The sequence below is a fragment of the Streptomyces sp. NPDC088254 genome, from assembly GCF_044740925.1.
Classification (GTDB): Bacteria; Actinomycetota; Actinomycetes; order Streptomycetales; family Streptomycetaceae; genus Streptomyces.
In genome coordinates this window covers 366933-382512 of sequence record NZ_JBIURQ010000011.1, presented here as the reverse complement: position 1 = coordinate 382512, position 15580 = coordinate 366933, and the positions used below count along the sequence as shown (strand labels likewise).

At 71.0% G+C, this 15580-nt stretch carries 11 protein-coding genes; 8 read left to right on the top strand and 3 right to left on the bottom strand.

The genetic code is table 11. From position 1 onward, the window contains the following. Positions 1-19 precede the first annotated feature (19 nt). The 6 genes from ACIOC0_RS30845 (at position 20) to ACIOC0_RS30820 (ending at position 8666) form a co-directional block, all read left to right on the top strand. Complete coding sequence (locus ACIOC0_RS30845; protein WP_402159021.1) at positions 20-2170, top strand: beta-galactosidase; 2151 nt, start codon at positions 20-22, stop codon at positions 2168-2170. Between the two features lie 103 nt (positions 2171-2273). Further along, complete coding sequence (locus ACIOC0_RS30840) at positions 2274-4079, top strand: RICIN domain-containing protein (protein WP_402159020.1); 1806 nt, start codon at positions 2274-2276, stop codon at positions 4077-4079. 164 nt (positions 4080-4243) lie between these two features. Beyond that, positions 4244-5932: a ribulokinase gene (gene araB, locus ACIOC0_RS30835; RefSeq protein ID WP_402159019.1), complete on the top strand. Its 1689-nt coding sequence runs from the start codon at positions 4244-4246 to the stop codon at positions 5930-5932. Positions 5933-5947: 15 nt separating this feature from the next. After that, positions 5948-7459 carry an L-arabinose isomerase gene (gene araA, locus ACIOC0_RS30830; RefSeq protein ID WP_402159018.1) on the top strand — a complete coding sequence of 504 codons (1512 nt, stop codon included), beginning with the start codon at positions 5948-5950 and terminating at the stop codon, positions 7457-7459. Positions 7460-7490: 31 nt separating this feature from the next. Next, a complete protein-coding gene (gene araD, locus ACIOC0_RS30825) occupies positions 7491-8216 on the top strand; it encodes an L-ribulose-5-phosphate 4-epimerase AraD (RefSeq protein ID WP_402159017.1) in 726 nt (241 codons plus the stop codon). A gap of 147 nt (positions 8217-8363) precedes the next feature. After that, on the top strand, positions 8364-8666 hold the full coding sequence (locus ACIOC0_RS30820) for a hypothetical protein (protein ID WP_402159016.1): 303 nt from the start codon (positions 8364-8366) through the stop codon (positions 8664-8666). Positions 8667-8966: 300 nt separating this feature from the next. Here the strand turns inward: ACIOC0_RS30820 and ACIOC0_RS30815 are convergent, their stop codons facing one another. Both ACIOC0_RS30815 and ACIOC0_RS30810 read right to left on the bottom strand, forming a co-directional pair. Continuing rightward, positions 8967-9959 carry an LLM class flavin-dependent oxidoreductase gene (locus ACIOC0_RS30815; protein WP_402159015.1) on the bottom strand — a complete coding sequence of 331 codons (993 nt, stop codon included), beginning with the start codon at positions 9957-9959 and terminating at the stop codon, positions 8967-8969. Between the two features lie 97 nt (positions 9960-10056). Continuing rightward, positions 10057-11322, bottom strand: coding sequence for an MFS transporter (locus ACIOC0_RS30810; RefSeq protein WP_402159014.1), 1266 nt, complete (start codon positions 11320-11322; stop codon positions 10057-10059). A gap of 90 nt (positions 11323-11412) precedes the next feature. On the opposite strand from ACIOC0_RS30810, the gene ACIOC0_RS30805 reads away from it, so the two are divergent. Then, a complete protein-coding gene (locus tag ACIOC0_RS30805) occupies positions 11413-12174 on the top strand; it encodes a DeoR/GlpR family DNA-binding transcription regulator (RefSeq protein WP_402159013.1) in 762 nt (253 codons plus the stop codon). A 26-nt stretch (positions 12175-12200) separates the two neighbouring features. Here ACIOC0_RS30805 and ACIOC0_RS30800 read toward each other — a convergent pair whose 3' ends face one another. After that, a complete protein-coding gene (locus tag ACIOC0_RS30800; RefSeq protein ID WP_402159012.1) occupies positions 12201-13772 on the bottom strand; it encodes a GMC family oxidoreductase in 1572 nt (523 codons plus the stop codon). Between the two features lie 198 nt (positions 13773-13970). On the opposite strand from ACIOC0_RS30800, the gene ACIOC0_RS30795 reads away from it, so the two are divergent. Further along, positions 13971-15554, top strand: a complete 1584-nt coding sequence (locus tag ACIOC0_RS30795) for a GMC oxidoreductase (RefSeq protein WP_402159011.1) — start codon at positions 13971-13973, stop codon at positions 15552-15554. Positions 15555-15580 lie beyond the last annotated feature (26 nt).

Sequence of the window (15580 nt, the reverse complement as noted above, 5' to 3'; positions counted from 1 at the left end):
ACTTCCCGGAGGTTCCCTCATGGCGGTTCTGCCTGCCCGCGTGCTCTTCGGCGCCGCGTACTACCACGAGTACACGCCCGCCTACGACCCCGAACTGCGGCCCGACGAACAGCTGAAGACCGATCTCGACCTCATGGCCGAAGCGAAGTTCACCGTGATCCGCGTCGGCGAGTCGGTCTGGTCCACCTGGGAGCCGGAGAACGGCAGGTTCGACCTCGACTGGCTGCAGCCGGTCCTCGACGGCGCCCACGAGCGCGGCATCTCGGTCGTCCTCGGCACGCCCACGTACGCCGTGCCGCCGTGGCTGGCCCGCCAGTACCCGGAGATCACGGGCGAACGGCGCACCGGCGAGCGCATCGGCTGGGGCGCCCGGCAGGAAGTGGACTTCACCCACCCCGCCTTCCGCTTCCACGCCGAGCGCATCATCCGCAAGATCGTCGCCCGGTACGCCGACCACCCGGCGGTCATCGGCTGGCAGGTCGACAACGAGCCGGGCCTGCACCTGTTCCACAACCGCGGCGTCTTCCAGCGGTTCGTGGACCACCTGCGCGGCAAGTACGGCGACGTCGAGACCCTCAACCGCGAGTGGGGCCTGGTCTACTGGTCGCACCGGCTGTCCGACTGGTCCGACCTGTGGACCCCCGACGGCAACGAGCAGCCGCAGTACGACGTCGCCTGGCGGGAGTTCCAGGCCCGGCAGGTCACCGAGTTCATCGGCTGGCAGGCCGACATAGTCCGCGAGTACGCGAGCCCCGACCACTTCGTCACGACCTGCATCTCCTACACCCGCCAGGGCGTGGAGGACGACGAGCTCGCCGCCCGCCTCGACATCGCCTCGGGCAACCCGTACTACGACATGCAGGACGGCCTGCTGCTGCCCGACCCCACCCCCGACGAGCACGAGCAGGTCTGGAAGACCACCGGCGTCTGGTCGATGTACCAGACCGCCGACTGGATGTTCTCCTCCCGCCAGGAACCCTTTCTGGTCACCGAGACCAACGCGAGCTCCATCGGCTTCCCCTGGGACAACCGGCCCGGCTACGACGGCCAGTGGCGGCAGACGGCGTGGGCGCACGTCGCACGCGGCGCCCGGATGATCGAGTACTGGCAGTGGCAGACCCTGCGCTTCGGCGCGGAGACCTACTGGGGCGGCGTCCTCCCGCACAGCGGCCGGCCAGGACGCGCCTACGACGAGATCGCACGCCTGGGCGCCGAGTTCGACAAGGCGGGCCCGCTCGTCGCCGGGCTCGAGCCCGACGCCGACATCACGATGCTCTACTCGACGCCGAGCAAGTGGCTGATGCAGAAGTACCCGGCGCTCGCCAAGACGGACGGCACCCCCGACCCGGCCGCCTACCACCGCATCTTCGACCCCTTCTACCGCGGCGCGTTCGACGCCGGCCGGCAGGTGCGGATCACGCACGTGCGGCAACTGGTCGACGGCATGACACCGCAGGAGGCCGCGCGCCGCCACCCCGTGCTGGTCGTGCCGGCGCTGTACATCGCCGCCGACGCCACCCTCGACTGGCTCGCCGCCTACGCACAAGAGGGCGGCCACCTCGTCCTCGGCCCCCGCACCGGATACGCCGACCACGAGGCCCGCGCCCGGCACGAACCGGCCCCCGGGCGTCTCGCCCAGGCCGCCGGTGTCCGGTACGACGAGTTCAGCAACCTGGTGGGTCCCGTCGCGGTCCGCGCCGTCCCCGGCGGCCCGCTGGAGGCGGCCGGGGAGGCCACGGCGACCCACTGGGTCGAATGCCTCACCCCCGTCGACGCCGACGTGCTGGCCTCCTACGACCACCCGCACTTCGGGCACTGGCCGGCCGTCACCACCCGGCAGCACGGCGCCGGCCGTGTCACCTGCGTCGGCACCGTTCCCGGCCGCGACCTCGCCCGGACCCTGGCCGCGTGGCTGGCCCCGGACACCCCCGGCGGCTGGCAGAACCTCCCGGCGTCCGTGACGGCGACGACCGGAGCCTCACCCGACGGACGCCGAGTCCACATCGTCCACAACTGGAGCTGGGAGCCCACCCGGGTCCAGTCCCCGGCGGACCTGTCCGACGTCCTGAGCGGCGACGCCGTGCCGGCCGCGTCGGAACTGGAACTGGGGCCGTGGGACGTCCGCGTGCTCGTCGCCGACGACCCCGAGACGACTCCGACCGCCCGATAGGCACGTCCATCCGACCGGGTTGCCGCGCGGCCCCACGAAGCAGTGCACCGCCCCGGTGGCCGAAGCCCCCCGTATCACCGTGGTCATTTCTGAAGGAGGAATCATGCAGAGAAGAAACCTGGGCAAGACGCTGGGAACCTTCGGCGCGGCTGCCGCGCTGCTGGCCGTTCCCGCGTCCGGGGCGCTGGCCTACAACCCGACGGGCGGCATCCTCTACCAGCTCGGCAGCGACCCGTGCCTGAAGGGGCGAGGCAACTGCGCGGTCTACCCCAAGTCGGCCCAGCTCCCCAGTGGACGCCTGGTCGCGGCGTTCGAGAAGTCCACCGTCGTGCCGAAGTCGGGCAGCGCCGACGGGCAGACCCTGCCCGTCTACAAGAGCGACGACGACGGGACGAGCTGGCAGCCGCTGTCCGAGGTCAAGGCCCCGGCGTACCTGTCCAAGGACCCCAAGTACGCCAAGTACACCAGCAACTGGACCAACCCCTACCTTTACGTCCTCCCGGAGAAGGTCGGCGCGTTCAAAAAGGGCACCCTGCTGCTCGCCAGCGTCGTCTCCGGCGACGACCACTACTACAAAGAGCACAAGGCAGCCGACCCGAACTGGACGCCGAACAACGACGGCGACCGCAGCGACCTGGCGATCGCCCTGTACTCCAGCACCGACGAAGGCAGGACCTGGGAGGTCGTCAACCTCATCGCCACCGGCGGCTGGCAGGGCGGCAGCGCCGGCGCGGTCGGCCAGAACATCGCCGCCGCCAACACGACCAAGCAGGTCGACCCGCTGTGGGAGCCGTACCTGATGGTCTACAAGAACAAGCTGGTCTGCTACTACTCCGACGAGAACGACTTCACCGGCTTCGACCCGGTCACCGGCGTCCCGACCCCCGACCCGGCCAACGGCACCGCCACCGACTCGCACGGCCAGATCCTCGTCCACAAGACCTGGAACGGCAACAACAAGAAGTGGAGCGACCCCGTCGTCGACGTCTCCGGATCCGTCCAGGACATGGGCGGCGGCAAGACCGAGATCGGCGGCGGTCGGCCGGGCATGACCAACGTCGTCCCCACGACCGACGGCAAGTGGATGCTCACCTTCGAGTACTGGGGCGGCGGGGCCAACACCCGGTACGTGATCTCCGACGACCCGACGAAGTTCTTCCGCGGCAGTCAGACGGGCATGTCGGTCGGCTCTCTGCCGGTCGTCGCCGGGTCCCGTCCGCTCGCGGGCGGCGGCAGCCCGGTGCTGATCCGGCTGCCCGACGGGCGACTGGTGTACAACGCGGCGAACAGCGGCAGCGTGTGGGTCAACGACAGCGGACGCAGCGACGGCGTGTGGACGGAGTACCAGACCACCTCGCCGGCCGGCTACAGCCGCAACCTTCAGTATGTCGACGTCACCGGCCGCGTCGCGATCCTCAACAACCAGGGGACGTCCCAGATCGCCTTCGCCGAGACGGACCTGGGCCACTCGAAGGGCGCCTACCACCGGCTCGTCAACCGCAGGACCGGCCAGGTGATCGGCACCGGCAACAGGACCAACGACGCCAACCTCGGCAACGCCAACACGCCGGACGTGGTCCTGGAGGACGCCGGAGCGGCGGCCGACCCGGACACCCAGTACTGGCACGTGGTGACCGAGCCGAACGGCGGCACGACCCTGCTGAACAAGTCCGGCGGACGCGCGGCCGCGATCTGGACGGGCAACGCCACCGTCGGCCAGCGGATCGGCCAGTGGGTCGACAACAGCGCCTCCGGCAGCTGGAACCTCGTCAGGACGGCGGACGGCTACTACAGGTTCCAGGCCGTCAAGAACACGAACCTCTATCTGACCGGCGCCTCCGCAGGAGCACCGCTGACCCTGCAGAACGCGGCCGGCGACGGCTCGCAGGACTGGAAGCTCGTCAGCTAGGACGCGTTCCCCCTGGGCCCTCAGGTCTTTCCGACCCTGACGGACGGGACAGAGGCCGGGGTCCGGCGACCGTGCCGGACCCCGACCACACCCACCGCAGGGCCGCACTGCCCCTCGACCGGCAAACCGAACGTTTTTCGATATCACGAACAGAAAGCGGTGCGATGGAGAACGCCGAGAACAGCCGGCAGGCCCGTCCCGACACCTATGTCATCGGCGTCGACTACGGGACGCTGTCCGGGCGGGCCGTGGTGGTCCGGGTGTCCGACGGAGCCGAACTGGCCGCCGCCGAACACCCCTACGCACACGCCGTCCTCGACCGGCGACTGCCCGACGGCACCCCGCTGCCGCCCGACTGGGCGCTCCAGGTGCCCTCCGACTACATCGACGTCCTGCGCACCGCCGTACCCGAGGCGCTGGCCCGCTCCGGCGTCAGGCCCGAGCAGGTCGTCGGTATCGGCACGGACTTCACCGCCTGCACGATGGTGCCGGTGCTGGCCGACGGCACCCCCCTGTGCGAACTCCCCGGCCTCGCCGGCCGCCCGCACGCCTACGTCAAGCTTTGGCGCCACCACGCGGCGCAGGCCCAGGCCGACCGCATCACGGAACTGGCCGAGCAGCGAAAGGAGCCGTGGCTGAAGCGCTACGGCGGGAAGATCTCCTCGGAGTGGGAGTTCGCCAAGGCGCTGCAACTGCTGGAGGAGGACCCGGAGCTCTACGAGAAGACCGACCGCTGGATCGAGGCGGCCGACTGGATCGTGTGGCGCCTGTCCGGCACCTACCTCCGCAACGCATGCACCGCCGGCTACAAGGGCCAGTTCCAGGACGGCGTCTACCCCTCCCGCGAGTACCTCTCCGCCCTCAACCCGGCCTTCGCCGACTTCGTGACGGACAAGCTGGAGCACCCGATCGGCCAACTCGGTTCATTGGCAGGCGGGCTGACGGCCGAGGCGGCCGAGTGGACCGGGCTGCCGGAAGGCATCGCGGTGTGCGTCGGCAATGTCGACGCCCATGTGACGGCGCCCGCGGCGACCGCCGTGGAGCCCGGCCGGATGGTGGCCATCATGGGCACCTCCACCTGCCATGTGATGAGCTCCGACCAGTGGGCCGAGGTACCCGGCATGTGCGGGGTCGTCGACGGCGGCATCCTGCCGGGACTGTGGGGCTACGAGGCCGGGCAGAGCGGCGTCGGCGACATCTTCGGCTGGTTCGTGCGCACCCACCTCCCCGCGTCGTACGCCGAGGAGGCCGCCGCCCTCGGACGCGACCCGCACGAACACCTCACCGCCCTCGCGGCAGAGCAGAAAGTGGGCGAGCACGGGCTGATCGCGCTGGACTGGCAGAGCGGCAACCGCAGCGTCCTCGTCGATCACGACCTCAGCGGCGTCCTGGTGGGCCTGACGCTGTCCACCCGCCCCGAGGACGTCTACCGGGCACTGCTGGAAGCCACGGCCTTCGGCACCCGCACCATCATCGAGGCGTTCGAGTCGTCCGGCGTCCCCGTGCGGGAACTGATCATCGCAGGCGGCCTGACGAAGAACGCGCTGCTCATGCAGATCTACGCCGACGTCACGCGTCTGCCCCTGGGCGTCATCGACTCGGCGCAGGGCCCCGCCCTGGGATCGGCGATACATGCGGCGGTCGCGGCGGGCGCCCACCCGGACATCCGGGCCGCCGCGCAGGCCATGGGCAAGGCCCGTCCCGCCGTCTACCAGCCCGACCCCGAGCGGGCCGCGGCCTACGACCGCCTGTACGCCGAATACCGGCTGCTGCACGACTACTTCGGCCGCGGCGCCAACGAGGTCATGCACCGGCTGCGCCGGATGCGGGCCGAAGCCACCGCGTCCTCCTGAAAGGAAACAACCCTCATGGACACCACTCCCAGCCCTTACACCGACCACGAGGTCTGGTTCCTCACCGGCAGCCAGGGCCTCTACGGCGACGACGTTCTGCGCCAGGTCGCCGACCAGTCCCGCAGCATCGGTGAGACTCTCGGCCGCAAGATCCCGGTGCGGATCGTGTGGAAGCCGGTCCTCACCGATGCCGAGTCCATCCGGCGGATCTGCCAGGAGGCCTCGGCCTCCGACACCTGCGTCGGCGTGATCGCGTGGATGCACACCTTCTCGCCCGCCAAGATGTGGATCGCCGGACTCAGCGCCCTGGACCGGCCGCTGCTGCACCTGCACACCCAGTACAACCTGTCGTTGCCCTGGCCGAGCATCGACATGGACTTCATGAACCTCAACCAGGCCGCCCACGGCGACCGCGAGTTCGGCCACATCGAGTCCAGGGTCGGCGTCGACCGCAAGATCGTCGCCGGACACGCCACCGACCCCCGCGTCGTGCGGCGCGTGGCGGCCTGGGCGCGCGCGGCCGTCGGACGCCACACCTCGCGCGGCCTGCGCCTCGCGCGCTTCGGCGACAACATGCGCGACGTCGCCGTCACCGAGGGCGACAAGGTCGAGGCGCAGCTGCGGTTCGGCTTCTCCGTCAACACCTACGGCGTCAACGACCTGGTGGCCGTCGTCGACGCGGTCGAGGACAAGGCCGCGGCCGAACTCGCCGACGAGTACTGCGAGTCGTACGACGTCGTCCCGGCCCTGCGCCGGGGCAACGTGCGCCATGACTCCCTGGTGTACGCGGCCCGCATCGAACTGGGCTTGCGCGCCTTCCTCACCGAGGGCGGCTTCACCGCCTTCACCACGAACTTCGAGGATCTCGGCGGACTGCGCCAGCTGCCCGGCATCGCCGTGCAGCGGCTGATGGCGGACGGCTACGGCTTCGGCGGCGAGGGCGACTGGAAGACCTCCGCCCTGCTGCGCACCATGAAGGTCATGGGCCGGGGACTGCCCGGCGGCACCAGCTTCATGGAGGACTACACCTACCACCTCGGCCCCGGCACCCCGCGCGTCCTGGGCGCCCACATGCTCGAGGTGTGCCCCTCGTTGGCCGCCCACCGCCCGAGCTGCGAGATCCACCCGCTGTCCATCGGCGGCCGCGAGGACCCCGTCCGCCTCGTCTTCAACGCGGCCGAGGGCCCCGCCGTGGTCGTCGGACTCTCCGACCTCGGCGACCGCTTCCGGCTGACCGCCAACGCCGTCGACGTCATCCCCCCGAGTGAGCCGCTGCGCCGCCTGCCGGTGGCCCGGGCCGTGTGGAAGCCCCGCCCCTCGCTCGCGGAGTCCGCCGAGACCTGGCTGCTGGCCGGCGCCCCGCACCACACCGTGCTCAGCTCGGCCGTCGACCTGGAGACGCTGACCGACTACGCCGCCATGAGCGGCGTCGAACTGCTCACCATCGACGAGACCACCACCACGGACCATTTCGCCAAGGAAGTCCGCTGGAACGCCGCCTACCACCGCCTCGCCCAGGCCCTGTGAGGGCCGCGAACCGGATCCCGGGAGACAACCGATGACCGTACGAGTCCGCGACGGCCTGCGACAGGAGGTGCTGGACGCGAACCTGACCATCCCCCAGGTCGGCCTGGCCACCCTCACCTGGGGCAACGTGAGCGGCGTCGACCGGGAGGCGGGGGTCTTCGTGATCAAGCCGTCCGGAGTGCCCTACGAGGACCTCGCCCTCGACCATCTGGTGACCGTCCGGCTGTCCGACGGCAAGGTCGTCGACGGGGACCTGCGCCCCTCCACCGACACCGAGACTCACCGCTGTCTCTACCTCGCCTTCCCGTCCGTCGGCGGGGTCACCCACACCCACTCCACCCACGCCGTCGCCTTCGCCCAGGCACACCGCGAGATACCGGTCCTCGGCACCACGCACGCGGACACCTTCAACGGGCCCATCCCCGTCACCCGCGACCTCACCGCCGAGGAGTGCGCGAAGGACTACGAGTACAACACCGGCCGCGTCATCGTGGGTCTGCTCAAGGAGGACGACCGGAAGGCGGTCGAGGTACCCGCCGCGCTGGTCGCCGGCCACGGCCCCTTCACCTGGGGCGCGAGCGCCCGCAAGTCCCTGGAACACGCGATCGTCTGCGAGGCCGTCGCCGACATCGCGCTGCACACCCTGTCCTTGTCCCAGGACTCTTCGCCGCCCCCGCACCTCCTCAACCGCCACTACACCCGCAAGCACGGCCCCGACGCCTATTACGGCAACCCGGCGCCGACGCCCGCTGGGTGACGGATCCGTACGCCAGACGTGAGGGGGTGGTCCGGCAGGCCGGACCACCCCCTCACGCACAGGGCTTTTCAGGCCGTACGCCGCCCTTGGGCACCGGCGGGCAGTTCGAAGTGGTCGGCGATCGCCGCGACGGCGTCGACCGGACTGATGCGCGAGGTCGCGCCGGGAGTGCGGGTGCAGTTCCAGCACCTCACCTCGCAGATCGTCCGGCGCGCCCAGGAACACCTGAGCACCGTCGACGGCATCCTGCTCCCGCAGGGGCTGCTGGCCACCGTCCCGGGCGTCGACCTGTACGAGGACCGCTGGGTCGGCGTGGTCTCTTCGGACTCCACCGCCGCGCGGCCGATGAGCCCCGTGGAGTTCGCCGCGCGTCCCTGGGTGATGCCGTACAACGCACCCGGGCTCGCCCTTCCGCCGCTCCACTGGCTGCGGGCAGAGAGAGCTTCCTGACCGTGCCTCACCTGGTCGCCTGAACGGGCCGGGTGGGCGTGGTCCCGCAACGTGCCGCCCGCCTGTTCCCCGCCGATGCCGGCACGGTCGTCGTCGACCTGCCCTTCGAGGCGGGGCCGTTGGTGGAGGCCCTGTGGCGGCACCCCCTGCGCGAGCGGAGCCCGCGCACATGTGGCTGCGGAAAATGGTCTTCGAGGCGGGGCAATGGGTCACCGCGACGTGAACGGGCGTTTCTCGGCCGTCCCGTACGCGGCGGGGGTGTGCCGGCGACTGGCGGTCGGTTCCCTCAGGGCGTCGGGTTCAGCGCCGGTGGGGCAGGGCGCGGGCGAGTGAGTCGAGTGCGGCCAGGCGGTCGGGGCCCGCCGGGGCGAGAACGACGCTGGTCGCACCGGCCGCGTGGCGGGCCTCGATCGCCGCGCGGGCCCGGGCGGGGGTGCCGGCGACGCTCAGCGCGCGGACCCAGTCGGCGGGCATCGTCCGGGCGAAGTGCCGGGCGTCGGGGCTGGCGGCGCGGTGTGCGCGCAGTTCGGCGGCGAAGGGCAGGGGGTCGATGTGCGCGGCCCACTGCGGCTCGCCGACTGTCTCCAGTGAGGCGCGGACGCGGGCCAGGGCGGCTTCCTCGTCGTCGTCGACGGCGGCGGCGTCGTAGCCGACGATCTCCGGAGCCTGCCTGGAGGCGTCGCGGCCCATATTGCGCAGGGAAGCGGTGATGTAGCCGGGTGCGGCGGGCTCGGCCAGGAGGAGTCCGTCGGCGACCTCGCCCGCGACGGCCTGCGACTTGGGGCCGCGGACGCCCAGGATCACCGGGGGGACGATGTCCGGGACCTCGGTGATGACCACGCCCTCGCAGCGTACGTAGCGGCCGTTCTCGGGGCCGGGCTCGCCGGCGATGAGCAGGCGGAGCGCTCTCGCGTACTCCTTGATCAGCGTCAGGGGGCTGGCGGGCCAGGACCCGACCTGGCGCATCCAGCCGGGCATGCCGTGGCCGATGCCGGCGATGAGCCGGCCGGGGTGGAGCTGGGCCAGGGTCGCCAGTTCCATCGCGGCGAAGGCCACGTTGCGGGCGCCGGCGGGCATGATCCCGATGCCGACGGTGAGGTTCGTGGTGGAGGCGAGGACCGTGGCCGCCTGGGCGACACCGCCGCGCCAGCCGAGGTCCTCCACCACCCAGACCTGGTCGAACCCGAGCTCCTCGGCGCGCCGGACGTAGGGCACCACCTCGCCGACGGGGAGGTCGAGCGGGAGCATGACACCGACGGGGCCACGGGCGGGCAGTGCGCTGGACTCGGACATCGGGGCTCCTTCGGCTGAGGACTTCCCTGCCCGGCCTGGTGACCGGGAGGAGAGGGCTTGTGCGGCACGGGTGTCAGGGGCCGTGCCGCACAAGCGGTCAGTGGCTGCCGGCTGCCATCTCGCATCGGCGGGCGCTGTCGGATCCGTCGAGGTCGGATTCCCCGGGGTCGGATCCGTTCCGATCGGATCCGTTCCGATCGGAACCGGTGCGCAGGACCCCGGCGCCCACGGCGGTGATCACGCACAGCAGGGTCAGCAGGACGAAGGCGTGGTTGAGGGCCACGACGTGAGTCAGCCAGCCGATGGCGGCGGGGCCGGCGAGCATGCCGACGTAGCCGAGCCCGGCAACGCGGGAGACGTTGGCGCCGGCGGCCGACGGGTCGGCGTGCCCCGCCGCGCTGAACAATTGCGGGACGCAGCCCGACAGGCCCAGGCCGAACAGCGCCCAGCCGGCGAACACGGTCCACATCCACGGGCCGACCGTCACGAGTGTGATGCCGACGGCGGCCACGGCCGCGCCGTGGCGCAGGATCGCCATGGAACCGAACCGGGTGACGCAGCGGTCGGCGAGCAGCCGGCCGACGGTCATGGCCGCGGCGAAGGTGCCGTACGCGAAGGCCGCCGTGCTCGCGGACGCGCCCATGACGTCCCTCAGGTGCAGGGCGCTCCAGTCGTTGGCGGCGCCCTCGCACAGCATGACCATCAGCGCCAGGACGGCCAGCAGCCACACCCGGCCCGTGGTGCGGCGCCCGTCGGCCGGTGACGTGCCGGCCTCCTCGGCCGAGCCGGTGCCCTCGGCGGCGGGAGCGGAGGGCAGCAGGGCACGGGCCGAGGCCAGGGCGACCACGACGCCCACCGACCCCGTGGCCGCCATGGCCGCGGCCGGGGGCAGGCCCGCGCTCGCCGTGCCCGCACCGGCGAGCGCGGCGAGGACGCCGCCGACGGAGAACGTGGCGTGGAAGCCGGACATGACGGGCCGGCCGTACGCCTTCTCCACGTGCACGGCGTGGGCGTTCATGCTCACGTCCAGGCAGCCGTTGCAGAGCCCGAAGACCAGCAGCGCGGCGGCCAGCGTCCACGGATCGTGGGCGAGACCGGGCAGGAACAGGGTCGCGCCGCAGAGCACGCCGCCGGCGGGCACCACCGTGCGGGTGCCCAGACGGTCGGTCAGCGGACCCGCGACCTGCATCCCCGCGAAGGCTCCGAGCCCCAGCACCACCAGCAGGCCGCCGAGCGTGGCGTGGCTGATGCCGACGCGCTCCTCGATCGCGGGGATGTGCACCACCCAGGTGCCCAGCAAGGTGCCGTACAGGACGAAGTAGACATAGGTCGCCACGCGGGCGGCTCGCAGGGAACGTTCCATATCCGCCAGCCTAACGAACATTTCTTGTGTTTGAAACTCGGGATAACGAACAGATTGTTTGTTCATTGTCTGGTGGTGTTCAATCACGGCATGAGCAACGCAGACCGGCATGGGCTGATCGCGAAGGCGGTCAGGGACTCCGGGGCCGCCACGGTCCAGGAACTCGCGGAGCTGACCGGGGCCTCGGAGATGACCATCCGGCGCGACCTGGACACCCTGGCCGCCCAAGGCGTCCTCGAACGGGTCCGCGGAGGGGCGCGCACCCTGCTGCTGCGGGGCGAGGAGCCTCCCTTCGCGCTGCGCGCCCACGAGGCGGTCGAGACAAAACGCCGGATCGCCGCCGCCGTCTGCGCGCTCATCGCCGACGGCGAGAGTGTCCTGCTGGACAGCGGCACCACCTGCCTGGAGGTCGCCCGGATCCTGCGCGAGCGGCCCGTCACCGTGATGCCCCTGTCCCTGCAGGCCATCCGCCTGTTCGCCGAGACACCCGGCCCCGCCACACTCGTCGTGCCCGGCGGACAGCCGCGTGCCGGTGAGGGAGCCCTCACCGGTCCCCTCACCCTCGCCTCCCTGGCCGCCCTGCGCTTCGACACCGCCGTCATCGGCTGCTGCGGGCTGACCGCGGCCGACGGCCTGACCGCCTACGACCTCGACGACGCCGCGGTGAAGAAGGCCGGCATGGCCTCCGCCCGCCGCGTCATCGCCGCCGCCGACGGCAGCAAACTCGGCCACACCGCCTACGCCGTCGTCAGCCCCGCCGCCCGCCTGCACACCCTCGTCACCGACACCGGCGCGGCCGCCGACGAGGTAACCGCGCTGCAAGGCGGCGGCACGGTCGTGCAGACCGTGTGAGGCGACGTCGTCGCGAGCCGTGCCGTTCACGACCGGATGAACGAGGCGGCCCTCTCGCCGATCATGATGGCGGGAGCGTTCGTGTTGCCGGTGACGAGGGTCGGCATGATCGACGTGTCCGCCACGCGGACGTTCTCCAGCCCGCGCACACGGAGTTCATGGTCGACGACCTTGCCCATCATGCAGGTGCCCGACGGGTGGTAGAAGGAGAACGACTGCGTGCGGATGAAGTCGTCGATGTCCTGGTCGCTGTCCGACAGCGGGGCCAGTCCGGCGTCGGCGGCCGCGCGCAGGTCCGACCGCAGCAGGGACGTCAGCCGCTGCTCACGGGCGATGCGCATGCACAGGCGGACGCCCTCCCGCAGGCGCCGGCGGTCGTCAGGGTCGGCGAGGTAGTTGTGGAAGATGCGCGGCTTGGCGTACGGGTGGGAGTGCCGCAGCCGCACCGAGCCGCGGCTCGCGGGCCGTGCGACGTACGGCCCGAACGACATGCCCGGCTCCAGCGGCGCGGCGAGACCCTCGTCACGGACGATGCCCAGCGCGGCGTGCACCTGGATGTCCGGGGCGGGGACGTCGTCGCCGGAGCTGAAGAAGCCGCCGGTCTCGTTCCAGGTCATCGGACCGGTGCCCTGCCCGCGCAGGAGCTGCTCCTCGGCGGAGGTGTCCGGTCCCAGGAGCGGCTCGGTGTCGCTGAAGAAGCTGATGAAGCACCCGGTGTGGTCCTGCATGTTCCTGCCGACGTCCGGCAGGTCGTGCAGCGGCGCGATCCCTCCCGCGGAGAGTTCGTCGGCCGGTCCGACGCCGGACTGGAGGAGCAGGTGGGGTGAGTTGTAGGCACCCAGGGACAGCACGATCTCATGGTCGACCTGGATCGTCCGGACGGTTCCGAGGTGGTCGACCTCCAGACCGGCAGCCCGCGAGCCGTCGAAGCTCAGGCGCAGGGCGGTCGTCGAGGAAAGCACGGTGAGGTTCGGACGGCCTGCGGCCGGCTCCAGGAACGCGATCGCGCTGCTGCACCGCAGGCCGTTCCGCTGCGTGACCTGGTGGTAGCCCACGCCCTCCTGCTCGGCCCCGTTGAAGTCGGAGTTGTACTTGTGGCCCGCGTCCTGAGCCGCCTCCACCCATGCCGTCAGCAGCGGGTGGACGGAGCGGGGGTCGCTGACGGTGAGGGGGCCGCCGACGCCGTGGAAGTCGTCGGCTCCGCGCTCGTTGTCCTCGGACTTCCTGAAGAACGGCAGAACGTCGTCGTATCCCCAGCCCGGATTGCCGAGCCGCTCCCAGGTGTCGTAGTCGTAGCGGTGACCGCGCACGTACAGCATCGTGTTCATCGAGCTGGTGCCGCCGATCACCCGGCCGCGGGGCAGGTAGGCGCGGCGCCCTCCGAGCCGCGGCTCGGGCTCCGTCTCGAAGTCCCAGTCGTACGCGGTCTTGAGCTGCTGTGAGAACAGCGCGGGTATCTCGAAGAGACGGCCCCGGGCCGGCGGCCCCGCCTCGATCAGCGCGACTGTGGCATCCGGATCCTCCGACAGCCGGGCCGCGACCGCGCAACCGGCCGAGCCGGCTCCGACGACGACGTAGTCGTACGATTCCCTGTCCAATTTCGCCTCCGTGGAACTCCGGTCACCTTGATCGCCGCGTTGCGGCTCCTGGAGAGGCTATGGACGTCGGGCATGCCCGGCACATGCACGAGGTGAGCAACGTGGGCGGCAGTCATTACCCATTTCGTGCATGTGCTGCATCCGTGCCGCTGCTTAGGCTCTCTTCGAACTATCGCGGCAAAGAGGGGACCCCGACTCATGTCCGACCCGGTCCGTCTGGATTACACACCCCCGGAGCTTCGGCCCGATGCCCTCGTCTCAGTCGGGACCGCCGAAGAGATCAGCACGGACGTCCTGATCATCGGCTCCGGTATGGGCGGGTCCTCGCTGGCCTGGGCGCTGAAGGACTCCGGTCTCGACGTGCTCGTCGTGGAACGGGGCCGTTTCCTGCCACGTGAACCCGAGAACTCGCAGCCGGCCGAGATGTACATCAAAGGCCGGTACAAGAACGCGGGCTATTGGTACGACGGCAGCACCGGAAAGCCGTTCGCGCCCGGTGTGTATTACTGGGTGGGCGGAAACACCCGTTTCTACGGCGCAATGCTGCCCCGTTTCCGGCGCAGTGACTTCACCGAGGTGGAACACCACGAGGGCGTCTCGCGAGCCTGGCCTTTCGGCTACGACGAGCTGGAGCCCTTCTACACCGTCATGGAGCAGTTGCTCCAGGTGCACGGGCAGACCGGCGAGGACCCCACCGAGCCGCCCCGCTCCAAGCCCTACCCGTACCCGGCGCTCCAGCACGAACCGGAGATCGAGCGGTTCTCCCGGTCGCTGCGCCGGCAGGGCCTGCACCCGTTCCACACGCCGAACGCACTGAACATCAGCACGCAGGCGGACCGCGCCGCCGTGACGACGGCCGACGGCTGTCCGGACGAGACGGGCATGAAGTCCGACGCCGAGAACCGGCTCCTGCTCCCCGCGCTGCGCGACGGCGTCAGGATCCTCACGGGCGCGGAGGTCACCCGCCTGATCACCTCGTCCGACGGCCGCAAGGTCGTCGCCGCCGAGGCACGGCACGCGGGCCGGACCCTCCGGATCAACGCCAAGAGCTTCGCCCTAGCCGGCGGCGCCGTCAACTCGGCCGCGCTGCTGCTCCGTTCGGCCGACGACTCGCACCCTGAGGGGCTCGCCAACTCCTCGGGGCTGCTCGGCCGCAACTACATGGTCCACAACAGCACGTTCTTCGTCGGGGTCAACCCCCTGCGGACCAACCCCACGAAGTGGCAGAAGACGCTCGGTCTGAACGACTTCTACGAAGCCGGACCGGGCACCCGCTGGCCGCTCGGCAACCTCCAGATGCTGGGCAAGCTCCAGGCCCCCATGCTCAAGCCCGCGCGCCCGTGGGCGCCGACCTGGGCCCTGAAGTTCATGGCGGCCAGAAGCCTGGACATCTACCTGACGACCGAGGACCTGCCGTCCCGGGACAACCGGGTACGCGTGGACGGCGAGCGCATCCTCATCGACTGGACCCCGACCAACCTCGCGCCCCACCACGAACTCGTGCGCCGGGTGACGCGGGCCGTCCGCAAGTCCGGCTATCCGCTGGTCTTCACCCAGCGCATGGGCATCGAGACCAACTCCCACATGTGCGGAACGGCCGTGGCGGGTCACGACCCGGCGCGGAGCGTGCTCGACCCCCTGTGCCGCAGCCATGACGTCGACAACCTCTGGGTGGCCGACTCGTCGTTCTTCCCGTCGTCCGCGGCGCTCAACCCGGCCCTGACGATCGGGGCGAACGCCCTGCGCATCGCCCCGTCCCTCGCCAGGGCGACGAAGGGCTGACGTCTGTCAGGACCCCTGGGGCGCCT